The sequence below is a fragment of the Trinickia symbiotica genome (assembly GCF_002934455.1).
GTDB classification, from domain to species: Bacteria; Pseudomonadota; Gammaproteobacteria; order Burkholderiales; family Burkholderiaceae; genus Trinickia; species Trinickia symbiotica.
This window is the reverse complement of record NZ_PTIR01000004.1, coordinates 70087-87031: the sequence shown is the minus strand read 5'-3', so window position 1 is coordinate 87031 and position 16945 is coordinate 70087. Positions and strand designations below refer to the sequence as shown.

The window sequence follows — 16945 nt, the reverse complement described above, 5'->3', positions numbered from 1 at the left end:
TCAGAGCGGAAATTCCGTCGTCGACAAGATCTCTTTCAGCACCATGAAGCTCCGTATCTGCCGCACGCCGGGCAGATAGAGCAATTGCTCGGCGTGCAGCCGATTGAAGCTGTCGCTGTCGCGCGTGCGCACGAGCATGAAGTAGTCGAACTCGCCCGTCACCACATGGCACTCCATGCAGCCGGAGATGTTGCGGGCGGCCTTCTCGAATTCGGCGAAAGTTTCCGGTGTCGACCGATCGAGCACGATGCCGATCACCACGAGCATGCCCGCCCCGATCGCCTTGGGCTCCAGCAGCGCGACCACTCCGCGTATCAGACCTGACTCCTTCAATCGCTCCACGCGCCGCAGGCACGCGGGCGGGCTCAATTTCACCTTCGCGGCCAGGGCGACGTTGGAGATGGAGGCGTCGTGCTGCAAATGCTTGAGGATCGCGCGATCGATGCGATCCAGTTGAACGGGCGACATCGGCGCCGACTCTTGGGCCGTGGCGGGACGATGACGTAATTTTGTTGCGCACATGGATGGTCAGGGTAAATTTCGTTACGCAACGAGGCTGCATTCGTCAGCAAACGTACGCCACGACCGATTATTTCGCAACCTCATTTCTTCAAAGGTTCCCTATCATTTTCTCGTCGCACGACACGGGATCCGCTTCGATCGAGCGGCCGCCGTCGCGCCGCTTTCTCACATCGACGATTGGAGCCTCGCCATGAATCTGCAACGGTTTTCCCGCTATCCCCTGACGTTCGGCCCGACGCCGATTCAGCCGCTCAAGCGCCTCTCGGCGCACCTCGGCGGCAAGGTCAATCTCTGGGCTAAGCGCGAGGACTGCAACAGCGGCCTCGCGTTCGGCGGCAACAAGACGCGCAAGCTCGAATACCTCGTGCCCGATGCGCTCGAGCAAGGTTGCGACACGCTCGTCTCGATCGGGGGGATCCAATCGAACCAGACCCGTCAGGTGGCGGCCGTCGCGGCGCATCTGGGCATGAAATGTGTGCTCGTCCAGGAAAATTGGGTCAACTATTCCGATGCCGTCTACGACCGTGTCGGCAACATCGAGCTGTCGCGCATCATGGGCGCCGACGTGCGTCTCGTGCCGGACGGGTTCGATATCGGCATTCGCAAGAGCTGGGAGGACGCACTCGCGAGCGTGCGCGAGGCTGGCGGCAAACCGTATGCGATTCCGGCCGGTTGCTCCGAACACCGGCTCGGCGGTCTCGGCTTCGTCGGATTCGCCGAGGAAGTGCGACAGCAGGAGGCCGAGCTTGGCGTCAAGTTCGATTACATCGTCGTCTGCTCGGTGACGGGCAGCACGCAGGCGGGGATGATCGTCGGCTTTGCGGCGGACGGCCGCGCGGACCGGGTCATCGGTATCGACGCATCGGCAAAGCCCGACGCCACGCGCGCGCAGATTCTGCGCATCGCGAAGCATACGGGCGAGCTCGTCGATCTGGGGCGCCCGATCGTCGATCAAGACGTCGTGCTCGACACGCGCTACGGCGGCCCCGAATATGGGCTGCCGAACGACGGAACGCTCGAGGCGATCCGGCTCACCGCGCGGCTCGAGGGCATGCTGACCGATCCCGTCTACGAAGGGAAGTCGATGCACGGCATGATCGACAAGGTCCGTCTCGGCGAATTCCCGGCCGGTTCGAACGTGCTCTACGCTCATCTCGGCGGCGCGCCGGCGCTTTCCGCTTACAGCTTCATCTTCCGCAACGGCTGAAACGCGCCGACCAGGCGGCGGTGGCCTCGGCGTAGAACGTCTCCAGTGTCACGCTCGATGCGACGGCCGTCGCGGCCAGCCCGAGATGGCGCGCGGCCGCTTGCAGCGCGGGCAGCGGCCGGCTCGCGTCGAGCTCGGCCGCGCCCGTCTGCTTGCTGAGCTTCTCGCCATGCGCGTCCACGACGACGGGCACGTGCAAATAAGCGGGCGTCGGCAGGCCGAGGCATCGCTGCAGGTAGATTTGACGCGCTGTCGAATCGATGAGATCGGCGCCGCGTACAGCATCCGTGATGCCTTGGTCGGCATCGTCGACGACCACCGCGAGCTGATAGGCCCAGTGGCCGTCGGCGCGCTTGAGGACGAAGTCGCCGACCTCGGTGGCAAGGTTTTGCGTGCGCGGGCCCTGCCATCTGTCGCTGAACGTGACGATCGCATCGGCGCCGTCGGGCACGCGCACGCGCCAGGCGCGCGCGGGCTTGCCGCTGAGGCCTTGGCGGCACGTGCCGGGGTAGGCGAGCGTCGTATGGCGCGCGTGCGCATTGGCGAGCGAGTCGGCGATTTCCTTGCGCGTGCAGCCGCACGGATAGACGACACCGGCCGCCTCGAGGCGCTCGAACGCGTCTTGGTATAGCGCGGTGCGCCCGCTTTGCCAGACGGGGGGCTCGTCGGGGTGCATGCCGAAGCGCTCGAGCGTGGTGAGGATCCGTTCGTCGGCGCCGGGCACCGTGCGCGGTCCGTCGATATCTTCGATCCGAACGAGCCAAGTACCGCCATGTGCGCGTGCATCCAGGTAGCTTGCCAACGCGCCGACGAGCGAGCCAAAGTGCAAAGGGCCCGTCGGCGAAGGGGCGAAGCGGCCGCGGTAGGGGGCGCTCATGGACCGGGTTCCGCGGGGGCGGCAAACGCGTGCACTGATGGCCGCCTGTCAGCGCATGAAAGCTCTGCCTGGCGAGCGTTGGCGGGCGTCGCGGCCATCTTTACGCGGCCTGCGCGCGCTCCCGGTCCGGGTGACACGCGGGACATGTCTTGCCTGGCATATAGAGCGGCGAGCGCTGCGCGTCGGGCGTGACCACAGCGCGGCAGCCGAAGCACTGCAGCGTCTCGGTGGGCTCGAGTCGCGGGTTGAGCGCCGTGCGGTAGTCGAAGACGAAGCATTCGCCCTGATAGTGAGCGCCGCCGACTTCTTCGAAGTACTTCAGGATGCCGCCCTCGAGCTGATACACATGGTCGAGGCCGACCTCCTTCATGTGGATCGCGGCCTTTTCGCAGCGGATCCCGCCCGTGCAGAACGACACGATGGTTTTACCGGCGAGCTCGGCGCGGTGCGCCTCGATCGCCTGCGGAAACTCGCTGAATTTCGTAATCCGATAGTCGACGGCGTCCCGGAACGTGCCGACATCGACTTCGAACGCATTGCGCGTATCGAGCATGACGACGGGGCGCCCCGCATCGTCGCGGCCGCTGTCGAGCCAGCGCTTCAGCGTGGGGGCGTCGACGGACGGCGCGCGGCCGAGCTCAGGCCGGATCGCCGGCTTTTTCATCGTGATGATTTCGCGCTTCAGCTTGACGAGCATTCGCCGAAACGGCTGCGTCGGCGACAGGCTTTCCTTGAACTGCAGCGCCGCGAATTTGCCTTCGAAGAGCGGATCGTGGCGGAGGTAGTCGATGAATGCGTCGGCGGCCTCGCGGCTGCCGGCGACGAAGAGGTTGATGCCTTCGGGCGCGAGCAGGATCGTGCCGCGCAACGCGAGCGCGGCGCAGCGCTCGGCGACGAGAGGGCGCCATGCGCGGATCGCATCGAGCGCGACGAACCGGTAGGCGGCGAGATTGACGATGCTCATGTTGATGGTGCGGGCGAAACCCGTATTATCCCGCAAATGGCCCGGGCGGCCCGGCAGCTGCTGCTGGCCCGGGATGTACAATACCGCCCATGCCAGATCCCCGCTTCGTCCATCTTCGCATCCACTCCGAATTCTCGATCGCCGACGGCATGGTGCGCCTCGACGATGTCGTCAAGGCCGCGGCCGACGACGGCCAGGGCGCGCTCGCGTTGACCGACCTCGCGAATGCGTTCGGCCTCGTGCGCTTTTACAAAGAGGCCCGCGGCAAGGGCGTAAAGCCGATTGCCGGATGCGACATCTGGGTGGCGAACCCTGACGATCGCGACAAGCCGTCGCGTCTTTTGCTGCTCGTCAAGGACCGTCGCGGCTACCTCAATCTCTGTGAGCTGCTGACGAAGGCCTGGCTCACGAATCAATACCGCGGCCGCTCCGAGATCGACGCGCAATGGCTCGACGGGCCGCTCGCGGAGGGACTCATCGCGCTCTCGGGGGCGCAGCAAGGCGATATCGGCCTCGCGCTCGCGGCGGGCAACAAGGAAAGCGCCAAGCGTCACGCGATACGCTGGGCCGAGCGTTTTCCGAACGCGTTTTACATCGAGCTGCAACGCTGCGGGCAGCCGGGCGGCGAAGCGTACGTGCAGGAGGCCGTCGCGCTCGCGGCGGCGCTCGAGCTGCCCGTCGTCGCCACGCATCCGGTGCAGTTCATGACGGTCGACGACTTCACCGCGCACGAGGCGCGCGTCTGCATTTCCGAGGGGGACATCCTCGCGAATCCGCGTCGGCAGAAGCGCTTTTCGACCGAGCAGCGTTTCGCCACGCAAGACGAGATGGCTGCGCTTTTTGCCGACATACCGTCCGCCGTCGCGAACACGGTCGAAATCGCGAAACGCTGCAACCTGACGCTCGAGCTCGGCAAGCCGAAGCTGCCGCTTTTTCCGACGCCCGACGGCCTGTCGCTCGACGATTACCTCGTGCAGCTTTCGAAGGAAGGTCTCGAGCAGCGTCTGGTCGAGCTCTATCCGGACAAGGCCGAGCGCGATGCCGAGCGTGAAAAGTACTACAACCGTCTCGAGTTCGAGTGCGGCACGATCATCAAGATGGGCTTTCCCGGCTACTTCCTGATCGTGGCCGACTTCATCAACTGGGCGAAGAACAACGGCGTGCCCGTGGGGCCGGGCCGCGGCTCGGGCGCCGGCTCGCTCGTCGCGTACGCGCTCGGCATCACGGATCTCGATCCGCTGCGCTACAACCTGCTGTTCGAGCGCTTCCTGAACCCGGAGCGCGTGTCGATGCCCGACTTCGACATCGACTTCTGCCAGGAAGGGCGCGACCGCGTGATCCAGTACGTGAAGGGCAAGTACGGCGCGGACGCCGTCTCGCAGATCGCGACGTTCGGCACGATGGCGGCCAAGGCGGCTGTGCGCGATATCGGGCGTGTGCTCGATCTCGGCTACAACTTTACCGACGGCGTCGCGAAGCTGATCCCGTTCAAGCCCGGCAAGCACGTGACGATCGCCGACGCGATGGAGGAGGAGCCGCTTCTCAAGGAGCGCTACGAGAACGAAGACGAAGTGCGGCAGTTGCTCGATCTCGCGCAGCGAGTCGAGGGCTTGACGCGCAACGTCGGCATGCACGCGGGCGGCGTGTTGATCGCGCCTGGCAAGCTGACCGACTTCTGCCCGCTCTACACGCAAGGCGATGATGGCGGCGTCGTGAGCCAGTACGACAAGGACGACGTCGAAGCGGTCGGCCTCGTGAAGTTCGACTTTCTCGGGCTGACGACGCTCACGATTCTCGATTGGGCCGAGCGCTACATTCGCCGCCTCGATCCTTCGAAGGCCGACTGGTCGCTCGCGCAGGTGCCGCTCGACGATCCCGCCGCGTTCTCGATCCTGAAGAAGGCCAACACGGTCGCCGTCTTCCAGCTGGAAAGCCGCGGCATGCAGGGGATGTTGAAAGACGCGCAGCCCGACCGCTTCGAGGACATCATCGCGCTCGTCGCGCTTTACCGTCCGGGACCGATGGACCTGATCCCGAGCTTCTGCGCGCGTAAGCACGGGCGCGAGAGCGTCGAGTACCCGGATCCGCGCGTCGAGCCTGTCCTGAAAGAGACCTACGGCATCATGGTCTATCAGGAGCAGGTGATGCAGATGGCCCAGATCATCGGCGGCTACTCGCTCGGCGGCGCGGATCTCTTGCGCCGGGCGATGGGCAAGAAGAAGCCCGAGGAGATGGCCAAGCACCGCGAGCTCTTCCGCGAAGGCGCGGCGAAGAACGGCCTCACGGCCGAGAAGGCCGACGAAATCTTCGACTTGATGGAGAAGTTCGCGGGCTACGGCTTCAACAAGTCGCATGCGGCGGCCTACGCGCTGCTCGCTTACTACACGGCGTGGCTGAAAGCGCACCACCCGGCCGAGTTCATGGCTGCCAACATGAGCTTGGCGATGGACGACACGGACAAGGTCAAGATCCTTTACGAGGACTGCAAGACCAACGGCATGGCCGTGCTGCCGCCCGACATCAACCGGTCCGCGTATCGCTTCGAGCCTGTGGCCGAGGCGGACGGCAAGCGTTCGCGCACGATCCGCTACGGCCTCGGCGCCGTGAAGGGCAGCGGGCAGAACGCGATCGAAGAAATCCTGCGCGCGCGCGAGGCGGGCCCGTTCACGGACCTCTTCGATTTTTGCGCACGCATCGACCGGCGCGTCGTCAATCGCCGCACCGTCGATGCGCTCATTCGCGCGGGGGCCTTCGACGAGCTCCATCCGAATCGCGCGCAGCTGATCGCCTCGGTGCCGCTCGCGATGGAGGCGGCGGATCAGGCGAGCGCCAACGCGATGCAGGCGGGTCTCTTCGACATGGGAGACGCGGCGGCGGACGTGCACGAACTCGTCGACGAGCCGGCGTGGCCCGAAAAGCGCAAGCTGCAAGAGGAAAAGACCGCGCTCGGCTTCTATCTTTCGGGCCATCTTTTCGACGCTTACAAGGACGAGGTGCGACGCTTCGTCCGCCTCAAGGTTGCCGATCTGAAAGAGGGGCGCGACAAGCTCGTGGCTGGCATCATCGTTTCGTTGCGCACGCAGATGACGCAGCGTGGAAAGATGCTGATCGCGCTCATCGACGATGCGACGAGCCAATGCGAGGTCACCGTATTCAACGAGCAGTACGAAGCCAATCGAACGCTCTTCAAGGAAGACGAGCTCATCGTCGTGCAAGGACAGGCGCGCAACGACGCATTCACGGGGGGCATTCGCTTCACGGCCGATTCGGTGATGGACCTCGAGCGCGCGCGTAACCGCTATGCGCAAGGCGTGAAGATCAGCATGAACGGCAATGCCGATGCCGCGGCGCTCAAGCGTGTCCTCGAGCTCTACTGCGCGCCCGCTCAGGAGCCCGAGGCGGCGAGCGCTGCGCCCGTGAACGGAGCGGCGCGCAATGGGCGCGGTGCCGAGAATGGGCGTCAGCGTGCGCACGCGCCGATTCGGAACGGACTCGCGGTACAGATCGTCTACAGCAACGAGCGGGCGCAAGGCGAGTTGCGCCTCGGGGACGCATGGCGTGTGCGGCCGAGCGACGAACTGCTCGCCGAGCTGCGCAACACCTTCGCGGGCAGCGCCGCGGAAATCGTTTATTGAAGGACCGTCCAGTCCCTACAAGACCACAAGAAATGATGACCGGCTATATCGACAACTGCGTCGAAAAACTGACGAAAATTCCGTACCCGCTCGTTCCGCATGACCCAGATAGCTTCCTGAGGACGCAATCTCGTCTGAAGCTCGTGAAGAAGTACCTCCATCGCGACCTGGCACTGCGACTGGGCGGCCAGTCGAAGCGCGAAATCCGGCGAATCGAGAAAGGAATGCGCGTGCTTTGGCTGTACACGGGTAAGGCCAACTTCGGCGACGCGATCATGGAAATGTCCGGCCGCGCATTGCTGCCGGGCGCGGATTTCAGCGTCGACCTTCTCACGCTTCCGAAGCTGCATCCGTTGTTTTGCGAGGACGACATCTTCGAGAACGTCTACTCGCACGTCGATGCGCTGGAAGACCGGCGATACGACGCGGTCGTATTGAACGAGTTCAACTATCCGTCGATCGAACTCAAAAAGCGGCACTTCAGGAAGACGCCGTTTGCGTGCCTGTTTCAGTACTTCCATGGGCCGTCGCGCAACCAGACATTGTTCAGTTTCGCGGCCGTCAACGATGTATTCGGTATCGGGCTCCGCGACGAGGCGCTCGTCCAGATCGCCAAGCCTTATCTTCAATGCAACGACGCGACGCGGCGTGCCGTCAGCGGCAAGCGGCCCGAACGTACGGCCATGGCGCTTTCCGTCGGCGGGATCGATCAGAATCGGTCCTATCTCCACTGGCCATCCTTGCTTGCCATGCTCGACGCGATGGACGACGATCGCGTTCCGCGGCAGGTCGTGCTGCTGGGATCGGACAACGGCCTGCAGATGGCCGACGAAATCATGCGGAAGACGTTTCGTCGCCTCGAGGTCGTGTCGCACGTCGCACGCCTGTCGTTGCTCGAGGCGCGCGAGATCATCGCAGGCTGCCGCTTGTTCGTCGGCTGCGACGGCGGTCTGATGCATGTCGCGCATTCCACCGAGACGCCAAGCGTCACGATCTTTTCGCATCGTGAGCCGATGCGTTTCTTCCTTACCCGGCGCTGCCACTCAGTCGGCCTTCAAAGCCCGGGTGGTGCGAGCGAAGTGCCGCCGGATGCCATCGCGGATGCCGTCCTGCGGCAGTTGGGAGTGACGGCGAGCCTGTCCGCCGATGCAGTCCAGGCGCGGTGATCCGTCTGACCAGACAGATCACCGCACAGTAGCCGCCATGTATACTAGCGGGTCTTCACTGACAGGCGGGGCACGGACCTGACGCGATGCGCACGGTCTGCTCCAGTTTGCAGTCGCGCGTCGCTTCGCGTGAGCTTTGCCGCCTGGTGCATCTCCCAATCAGATTTTGCGTGCGTCCGCGCGGCGCGCGCCGAAGTCCTTCGACATGAACCGTTCGACCATCAGCCCTGCATGGATTTCGCGCCCGAGCAACGCTGCCGCAGCCTTATTTCTGCTTTCTTATCCGACGGTGACGCTCGTTGTTCATGGCGGCGCGAGCGCACTTCAGCTCGCGGCGACCTTCGTCTCGCTCATTGCGCTCGCGCTGCCGGACAACTCGGAAACGCCGGGTGTCGATCGGGTAACGATTGCCACATGCGTGGCGCTGGCTAGTCCGCTGGCCGCGACGTTGATCAGCGAGCTCTGGTACGGCAATCTCGTTTTCAGCCTGCTCGACGCGCCTTCGCGCTTCGTGGCCGCCGTGCCGATCCTGCTTGCGATGCGGCGCGTGCCGGCCAAGATACTACGTTGGAGCGATCTTTCGTTCGCGATAGGTGCTATCGCAGGATGCCTGGTGCTGCTCATTACACAGCGCGCGGAAGACGATCGGCTGGCCGGCCCGTTTCTCGACGCCATCCATTTCGGTGACATCGCGCTGGTGTTGGGCGCGCTCTCGGCTTTGTCGCTGAACTGGTGGAGAAAGGACGCCGTTCCCGTGCGGTTGGTCAAGATCGTCGGGTTGCTCGCCGGGCTCTATGCGTCCGCGCTGACGGGAACGCGAGGCGGCTGGCTTGCCATACCGGCCATCGCGCTGATCGTTTATCTGCGCAAGAAGAAGTCCGCCGGAAGGCGCGTGCTGATTCCGCTCGCCGTCTTCGCGGCCATCGTCGTGGTTGGCGCGAGTTCCGCCGCCGTGCGCGATCGCGTCTTGCTCGTCTGGTCGGACCTCGTTCAATACACCCATGGTTACAAGGATACGTCGACGGGTGTGCGGCTCCAACTCTACGAGGCCGCGTTGATGCTGATGCGAGAGCATCTCGTGTTCGGCGTCGGTCCGAATGGTTTTGCCGACAGTATGCATGCGCTCGCGAGCGCAGGCAGGCTGACACCGCTCGCGGCCGCTTTCGGCCGCGGGGAGACGCACAACCAGATGCTCTTCTACGCGGCCAACTACGGTCTTATCGGCGGACTCGCCGGTATCGCGCTCCATCTCGTTCCGTGCCTGATGTTCGGGAAGTACTTGAGAGCGTCTACCAGTCAAGTGCGCGGCGCAGCGCTCATGGGTCTCACGTTCGTCGTCTCGTTCTGGATATTCGGGCTCAGCGTCGAGACCTTCGATTTGAAGATGGTGGCGTCGTTTTATGCTGCCGTCATCGGCATCCTCGGGGGCATCGCGACCTCGCCGGCGCTCGCGCCAGCAGCGGAGCGCGGCGCCAATCCGTCCATCAGCGGCTCGCAATCCTCATGTTCAGCATCCTGATCCCTACGTGGAACAATCTGCCGTACCTGAAGCTCTGCATCGAGAGCATCAGGCGACACTCCGCCTTCGATCACGAAATCATCGTGCACGTCAACGAAGGGACGGACGGAACGCTCGAGTGGGTTCGCGCCCAAGGGCTCCGGCATACATGGAGCCGCGGCAACGTCGGCGTATGCATCGCCCTGAACGACGCCGCACGGCTCGCCACGCGCGATTGGATGCTGTTCATGAACGACGACATGTATTGTCTGCCCGGATGGGATCTTGCTCTCGAGGCGGCGGCACGTCCGTTCGGCGACACCCCCGTCTATCTCGCCGCGCGACTCGTCGAGCCCCTCGATACGGGAAACGAGCTCGTCGGCGTCGCCAACTTTGGGACGGGTCCTGACAATTTCGACGAGGCGGGATTGTTGAGCTACGCCAAGGGCCTCGGTTTCGCGGATCGCAACGGCGTGGCGTCGCAGCCGATGCTGACTCAGCGGCGCCTCTGGCATATGGTGGGCGGCTACAGTATCGAGTTCGGCCCCGGCATGAGCAGCGACGACGATTTCCTCATGAAGATCTGGCTCGCCGGCTGCCGCGTTTTTCGCATCGTCGGGTCGAGCCATGTCTATCATTTCGCTTGCGCGACCACGCGCCGGGTCCGCCGCAATAAAGGCGGGCGCACGTTCATCCTCAAGTGGGGCATCTCGCAACAGGACTTCATGCGCGACTATGTCAGAAGGACGGCGTCCGTCGATGCCGCGTCGCTGCCGAACGTTCCGCGGCCGAGCCTCAAGCGGCGGCTGAAGCGGGCGGTCTATGCGTTCGGCCGCTACCCCACCGGCGATCTCCAGGCCTGGGAGCCTGACTTGCCGCGGCAGATCGTCATGGACAGCGCGGCCGATCAACCTGTCGGTACCGAATAGCCATGGCCATGCGTGACGACAGCGCCGGTGCGGGGAGGCGCATGGAGACGAACGTCGAACTGGCCGCTGGCAAGACGCGGGCTGCCGGAAGGCGATCCGGCGAGAATGCGCGCGGCTTTCTTCCGAGGCCGCCGCGCAGCATCCTCGTCGTGTGTACACGCCGGATCGGCGACGTTCTGCTGACGACACCATTCGTACGGTCGCTGAAGGCTCAATGGCCCGACACGCCGATCGACATGCTCGTCTTCCGCGGCACGGAGGGCGTCGTCGAGCACAACCCCGACATACGCCGGGTCATCACCGTCGCGCAGCGCGCGCGCTTTCGCGAGCGGCTTGCCGATGCCATGCGGATGTGGCGCCGTTACGATCTCGCCTGTGCGGCGATCAGCTCCGACCGTCCGCGTTTCTATGCGTTCTTTGCCGGCAAGAAGCGCATCGGTCTCGTCGATCCCGATCGGTTGACGCTGCTCAACCGTTTCATGCTCCATAGGATCGCGCTCAACGAGCATCGATCGGTTCACACGGTGAGAAGCAGCCTGGCCCTGGCGGCGGCGATCGGTATTCCGCTTCATGCCGAAGTCGTACCGCCCGGCATCGGCGATGATCCGGCAAGCGCCGCGCGCTTCGACGCACGCTTCGATGAACCGCCGGCCATCGTGCCCGGCGAGCCGTTCGTCGTGCTTCATCTGCTGCCGATGTTCGAGTACAAGCGCTGGTCTTTCGAAGGCTGGATCGACGTCATTCGCTGGCTGCGTGCGCGCGGATTCGCAATCGTGCTTTCGGGCGGTCCGGCGCAGGCCGAGCGGGATTACGCCGAGCGCGTCGCGGCTGCGACAGGCGAGCCCGTTCTGAACCTGGTCGGTCGGCTGTCCTTTGGTGAAAGCGCCGAGCTTTACCGCCGCGCGCGGCTCTATATCGGGCCGGACACCGGTGCGACGCACGTTGCGGCGGCGACGGGCACGCCAACGCTGGCCATCTTCGGGCCTTCCGACCCCGTGCGCTGGGGCCCTTGGCCCCGGGGTTGGCCTGCCGACCGCGATCCGTGGCCGCTGCGCGGCTCCGACCGCAAGGGCAACGTCTACCTGCTGCAGGGGGAAGGTGCGTGCGTTCCCTGCCGAGAGGAAGGGTGCGATCGCCATATCGGCAGCGCGAGCGCTTGCCTCACGGGCCTTCCAGCGAGTCGCGTCATCGCGGCCGCGGCGCGGATGCTCGGGCTCGAGACGTAGCGGGCCTGGCTTGCCGTTATGCGGCGAACACAACGCGAGGGGCGGGGAGGCGTTGGCGAGTTCGTGCCGTCAACGCGTCAATTCGAATGCGTGGACTCCTGGAGGCCGCGTTCGGCACGAGTGGTGCGATCGGCGAGCCGCGCGAGGACGCGCGCGTAGTTCGGCCCCTCGCGGTCGCGAGGCGCTTCCGCATGCCACAAGTGCAGCACTTCCGTCGACCAGAAGCCATTTTTTCGAACGACGCCCGCGTTGTGCAGCCTGGCGACGAGATCGGCGTCTTCGTGGCCCCATCCGACGAAGGTTTCGTCGAACCCGTTGACCGCTTCGAGGTCGCTGAGCCACGCGGCGAGGTTACAGGTTTTGATGCCGCGCCAGACGAAACCGTCGACGCGCCGCAACGGAAGATCCGGCAGGTGGATGGCTAGCGGCAGAACCTTGTTGACTTGGGCGGCGGCACGCTGGCGCAGCCAGAAAGTCAGCGCTTGCCGCTGCAGCGGCAGGCGTTGCGCGAGCACTTCGTTCGTGAGGCGAGGCGCCAACAAAATGCGGCTGCCCGTGACGACGGTGCGCTCGCGCGCCAATGCGCGATGGCGCGCCACGAAGTCGCGCTGCGGCACGCAATCGCCGTCGAGAAAAATTACATAGTCGCCGCGCGCGCTCCGCAGTGCCTTGTTGCGGCTCGCCGCTGCCCGAAAGCCCTCGTCGGGCTGCCAGACATGGTTGATCGAAATGGGCGACGTGCGTGCGATGTTCTCGATGAGCGTTCGCGTCGCGGCTCCGGAGCCGTCGTCAGCGATCACGATCTCGAAGTGGCGATCGGTCTGATCGAGGCAGGCGCCGATGACAAGCTCGAGCGCGTCCGGCCGATTGTAGGTGGTGACGATTACAGTGATGAGTTTGTCATGAGACATGGCGGTCGTCGTCCGACGCGTGCTGCCGTTCGAGCGCCAGCATCAGCTTGAGGTATCGGTAGTAAGCGCCCTCTGCATTCGAGACGGCGAGTATAAACCCCATCCTTCCGTCGAGGAATCCGCCCTTTATGAGGTAGGTTTTGACGAACGCCCACAAGCCATGCGTGAGCGCCTGGCGCACTCCGCCGCGTTTGCCGTTGACAGCCAGTCGCTGCCGCGCGCCGGCGCTCGAGTAAGCATCGATTTTGCGCAGCACGGTTTCGAAGTCGTCGAAGGAGTAATGGAGCAGCTTGCCGCTCAGTCGGCCGGGCGGACCTTCGAAAACGAGCCGCTCGTGGACGAGATCGTCCGAGAAGCGGGCCGCGCCGCGCCGAAAGAGCCGCGGCACCCAGTCAGGAGACCAGCCGCTGTGCCGCATCCAATGGCCGCAGAAGTTGGAGAGGCGGTCGAGTTCGAAGACTTCGGCCTGCTCGGCGGCGATGGCCTCGCGGATGGAAGCGGCAAGTTCCGGTGTCACGACCTCGTCCGTGTCCATCGAGAGGATCCAGTCAGTGGCGAGCGCGGCTACGGCGCGGTTCTTCTGCGGACCGAAGCCTGGCCATTCGCGCTCCACGACGACGCGAGCGCCATGCGCTTCGGCAATCCGTGCCGTGGCGTCGCTGCTGCCGCCGTCCACGACGACGATCTCGTCCGCGAACGAGACGGCTTCGAGGCATTGCGCCAGCCGCGCCTCGCTGTTGAGCGCGATGATGGCGACGCCGAGAGTAGGGCGCGGGCGGTCGGACGACGGGACGGTCACGGTTCGGTTCTGCGGTGACGGGTGAGCGGAGTCGGAGTATACCGGTCGGGCCGGCGCGCGGTCGAATACGCCGAGCGGGGCGCGCGTCTGCCGGGAGTTTTCTGCCTTTGGACGGCACCGGCCCGCGCGAGCCGCGCTTCGCATGGCAGCCGGCTATAATGCATCGATTTTTCCGGGTGAGGGCGAAACCAGCCCCTCCGTTTCGGGCGCGCTATGGCGCGCCCCGGCAAGCGCAGCGAGGCGAGGTCAATTCAGCCGAACGCGAACGCCTCGCTTCGCCGCCTCGAGCCGCTGCAAAGGGAATCCGTTGGACACCAGAAATACCTTGCGCAAGACGATCGGCGCGACGGGCACGTCGGCCGCGTCCGTGATGAAGCGGCTCTGGCCGTACGTGAAGCCCAATTTGTGGGTCATCGTGCTGGCCATCGTTTCGATGGGCGCGAGCGCGGCGACCGACGCCGGCATCCCCGCGCTCCTGAAGCCGCTGCTCGATCATGGCTTCGGCGCGAAGGCCAACGTGAGCGCGCAGTGGCTCGTGCCGCTCGCGGTGATCGGCCTTGCCCTGGTGCGTGGCGTCGCGCAGTACGCGTCGGGCTATCTGCTCTCGTACGTCTCGAACCGGATCCTGCTCGATCTGCGGCTCCGGATGTTCGAGCGGATGATCCATACGAGCGCCTCGTTCTTTCAGCGTGAAACGGCGAGCACCGTCATCAACGCGATCGTGTTCGAGGTCAATCAGATACTTTCCGTGCTGACGAGCGTCATGATCACGCTCGTGCGCGATTCGCTGACGGTGCTGTTCCTGCTCGGCTATCTGTTTTATCTGAACTGGCGGCTGACGCTCATCGTCGCCGTGATCCTCCCCGGCATCGGCTGGATCGTGAGCAAGATCAACCGCCGGCTGCGCCGCCTCGGCCGCGAGCAACAGACGCTCACGAACGAGCTGTCGTACATCGTCGAGGAAACCGTCGGCGGCTATAAGGTCGTCAAGGTGCACAACGGCGAGTCCTACGAGATGAACCGGTTCGCGGCGATGAGCAAGCGCCTGAGAGGGTATGCGATGCGGATGACCGTGTCCGGCGGGCTCGCTCAGCCGATCACGCAGTTTCTCGCATCGATCGCGCTTGCCATCGTCATCACGATCGCCGTCGTGCAGTCTGCCCATGACCAGACGACCGTCGGCGGCTTCGTCGCATTCGTGACGTCGATGCTGCTCGTGATCTCGCCGCTCAAGCATCTGATGGACGTCAACCAGCCGCTGCAGCGCGGAATGACGGCGGCCGAGCTGATCTTCGGGCTCATCGACGAGCCCTTGGAGCCTACCGGCGGCACGCGCAAGCTGCCTGCCGCGCGCGGCGACATCGAGTTTCGCAATGTGTCCTTTGCCTATGCGGCGAGCGAGCGTCCGATACTGGACCGGGTCTCCTTCAAGGCGGCGCCGGGCGAAATGATCGCGCTTGCCGGCCCCTCGGGCAGCGGCAAGACAACGCTCGTGAACTTGCTGCCGCGCTTTTTTGATCCGAAAGGCGGGACGATTTTGGTCGATGGCGTGCCGATCGACGAGTACGACATTCACGAGCTGCGCGGTCAGATCGCGATGGTGAGTCAGGACGTCGTGCTCTTCAATGACACCATCGCCGCCAACGTCGCGTACGGAGAGACGGCGGACCGTGCACGCGTCGAGGCGGCATTGCACGCGGCAAACCTTTCGGACATGATCGCGACCTTGCCGGAAGGCATCGATACGCCGATCGGCGGCAATGGGATGCGGCTCTCGGGCGGGCAGCGCCAGCGTCTCGCGATTGCGCGCGCCATCTACAAAAACGCGCCGATTCTGATTCTCGACGAAGCGACGTCGGCGCTCGATTCGGAATCGGAGCGCCATGTGCAGGCGGCGCTCGAGACGCTCATGCAAGGGCGCACGACGCTCGTCATCGCGCACCGCCTCTCGACCATCGAGCGCGCCGACCGCATTCTCGTCATGGAGAGCGGGCACATCGTCGAGCAGGGCAACCACGACGAACTGCTGCGGCAAGGCGGGCTCTATGCCCATCTGCACCGGATTCAGTATCAGCAGCAGGCTGCGTGAGCGCGCTCGCGCACGCTCGAGTGGCGCCGCCGCCGGCCTGACGTCAGAAACCGCTCGTCACGAGCGATAAGACGGTCAAGTCGGGATGCGTGCCGTCGACGATCGTGCGTCCGACGTGGAGTCCTTCGTCCCAGGCTGCTTCCGCGCTCGGAAACGTCTCTTCGCCGTCGGCATGAAACGGCACGGTATGCCCGGGCAGTTTCGGATCCGCTCCGGGATGGCAGACATACCCGACGTAGGTGAAGCGGTCGCTCGGCGCGAGCTCGCGGTGCTGTCCCCGTTCGTCCTCGTGGCCCTTCACGAGCGCCACGACATGGATTTCGAATCCTTCATACGCGGTCGTTCGCCAACGGGCGTCTTCCTGAGACAAGACTTCCGGCATGGTCGCCTCCCAAACGCTTCCATTCGTTCCGATCAATGCCGATGCCGCAGCCGGTCCCAGACGCGATGGCTCTCGAGCCGGCCTAGCCACTTGTCGCGGCGGTGTTGACGCCGGTAGTGCGATGTCACCAGGATCGCCGCGACGGCGAGCACGATCACGCCCGTCACGATGCTTTCCATCGATTCGGCCATGAGACCTCCTTACGGAACACCTGCATAACGCCAATTCTAGGAGATTTGGGCGCCGGTGCCGCGCGGCGGCCCGGTGCTTGCGCCGAGCGGCGCGCCGATGTTTACCGCTGTTACTGGCGGTGACAACTTAGTTTCGAACGCGGGCCCGCGCTTGCTTCTCTAATTCTTGACGATCGAGGGGAGATGAAGCGATGTTCAGATCATTGATTGCTCTGGCCCTTATCGGCGTGCTCGCGGGCTGCGTGGTCGATCCCGCGGCGTCGCCGTATTACGGTTACGGGTACGGAAACGACTACCCCTATGGCTATGGCTATGGCTATGGCTATGCGCCGGGATATTACGATTACGGCGGACCGTCGGTCGCCCTTGGATTCGGTTACTGGGGCGGGGGCGGCGACCATCACCACTGGGATCACGATCGCGGCTGGCACGGCGATGGTGGATGGCATGGCGGGCACGGCGGCGGCTGGGGCGGCGGTCACGGATGGGGGCATAGGTGACTGTCGTACCCATTAAGGGCGACGATTGCCATCTTCGTTTTGAGATAGG

Annotated in this window: 15 protein-coding genes; 8 read left to right on the top strand and 7 right to left on the bottom strand. The window is 64.6% G+C overall.

The window, feature by feature from the left end; all coding sequences use genetic code 11:
• Nucleotides 1-522 (bottom strand): Lrp/AsnC family transcriptional regulator, encoded by a 522-nt coding sequence (locus tag B0G57_RS08180; RefSeq protein WP_020566460.1) that lies wholly within the window; start codon nt 520-522, stop codon nt 1-3.
• A gap of 190 nt (nt 523-712) precedes the next feature.
• On the opposite strand from B0G57_RS08180, the gene B0G57_RS08175 reads away from it, so the two are divergent.
• The gene (locus B0G57_RS08175; RefSeq protein WP_026230096.1) at nt 713-1729 is read left to right on the top strand and encodes a 1-aminocyclopropane-1-carboxylate deaminase; all 1017 of its coding nucleotides are present in this window, start codon (nt 713-715) and stop codon (nt 1727-1729) included.
• On the opposite strand, the gene gluQRS is transcribed toward B0G57_RS08175, so the two are convergent.
• Together gluQRS and B0G57_RS08165 are read right to left on the bottom strand one after the other, a co-directional pair.
• Entirely contained in the window at nt 1710-2606 is an 897-nt protein-coding gene (gene gluQRS / locus B0G57_RS08170; RefSeq protein WP_018442977.1) for a tRNA glutamyl-Q(34) synthetase GluQRS, read from the bottom strand. The two genes, B0G57_RS08175 and gluQRS, sit on opposite strands and share 20 nt — an antisense overlap.
• 100 nt (nt 2607-2706) lie before the next feature.
• The gene (locus B0G57_RS08165; protein WP_026230095.1) at nt 2707-3570 is read right to left on the bottom strand and encodes a sulfurtransferase; all 864 of its coding nucleotides are present in this window, start codon (nt 3568-3570) and stop codon (nt 2707-2709) included.
• 89 nt (nt 3571-3659) lie between these two features.
• On the opposite strand from B0G57_RS08165, the gene dnaE reads away from it, so the two are divergent.
• From dnaE to B0G57_RS08140, 5 genes are all read left to right on the top strand, one after another.
• Nucleotides 3660-7205 (top strand): DNA polymerase III subunit alpha, encoded by a 3546-nt coding sequence (gene dnaE / locus B0G57_RS08160; protein ID WP_102607133.1) that lies wholly within the window; start codon nt 3660-3662, stop codon nt 7203-7205.
• Nucleotides 7206-7237: 32 nt separating this feature from the next.
• Complete coding sequence (locus B0G57_RS08155) at nt 7238-8371, top strand: glycosyltransferase family 9 protein (RefSeq protein ID WP_018442974.1); 1134 nt, start codon at nt 7238-7240, stop codon at nt 8369-8371.
• 205 nt (nt 8372-8576) lie between these two features.
• Complete coding sequence (locus B0G57_RS08150) at nt 8577-9890, top strand: O-antigen ligase family protein (protein WP_018442973.1); 1314 nt, start codon at nt 8577-8579, stop codon at nt 9888-9890.
• Complete coding sequence (locus tag B0G57_RS08145; RefSeq protein ID WP_018442972.1) at nt 9875-10798, top strand: glycosyltransferase family 2 protein; 924 nt, start codon at nt 9875-9877, stop codon at nt 10796-10798. The genes B0G57_RS08150 and B0G57_RS08145 overlap by 16 nt, the downstream gene beginning before the upstream one ends.
• 2 nt (nt 10799-10800) lie before the next feature.
• A complete protein-coding gene (locus B0G57_RS08140; protein WP_018442971.1) occupies nt 10801-12024 on the top strand; it encodes a glycosyltransferase family 9 protein in 1224 nt (407 codons plus the stop codon).
• A 77-nt stretch (nt 12025-12101) separates the two neighbouring features.
• On the opposite strand, the gene B0G57_RS08135 is transcribed toward B0G57_RS08140, so the two are convergent.
• Together B0G57_RS08135 and B0G57_RS08130 are read right to left on the bottom strand one after the other, a co-directional pair.
• The gene (locus tag B0G57_RS08135) at nt 12102-12935 is read right to left on the bottom strand and encodes a glycosyltransferase family 2 protein (RefSeq protein WP_018442970.1); all 834 of its coding nucleotides are present in this window, start codon (nt 12933-12935) and stop codon (nt 12102-12104) included.
• The gene (locus tag B0G57_RS08130; protein ID WP_020566459.1) at nt 12925-13734 is read right to left on the bottom strand and encodes a glycosyltransferase family 2 protein; all 810 of its coding nucleotides are present in this window, start codon (nt 13732-13734) and stop codon (nt 12925-12927) included. Before B0G57_RS08130 ends, B0G57_RS08135 begins: the two co-directional genes overlap by 11 nt.
• 307 nt (nt 13735-14041) lie before the next feature.
• Here B0G57_RS08130 and msbA point away from each other — a divergent pair, with 307 nt between their 5' ends.
• Complete coding sequence (gene msbA / locus B0G57_RS08125) at nt 14042-15823, top strand: lipid A export permease/ATP-binding protein MsbA (protein WP_026230094.1); 1782 nt, start codon at nt 14042-14044, stop codon at nt 15821-15823.
• A gap of 43 nt (nt 15824-15866) precedes the next feature.
• Here the strand turns inward: msbA and B0G57_RS08120 are convergent, their stop codons facing one another.
• A complete protein-coding gene (locus tag B0G57_RS08120) occupies nt 15867-16205 on the bottom strand; it encodes a hypothetical protein (RefSeq protein ID WP_020566458.1) in 339 nt (112 codons plus the stop codon).
• 32 nt (nt 16206-16237) lie between these two features.
• Complete coding sequence (locus tag B0G57_RS31315; RefSeq protein WP_018442965.1) at nt 16238-16396, bottom strand: hypothetical protein; 159 nt, start codon at nt 16394-16396, stop codon at nt 16238-16240.
• A 191-nt stretch (nt 16397-16587) separates the two neighbouring features.
• On the opposite strand from B0G57_RS31315, the gene B0G57_RS31635 reads away from it, so the two are divergent.
• A complete protein-coding gene (locus B0G57_RS31635) occupies nt 16588-16896 on the top strand; it encodes a hypothetical protein (RefSeq protein WP_018442964.1) in 309 nt (102 codons plus the stop codon).
• Nucleotides 16897-16945 lie beyond the last annotated feature (49 nt).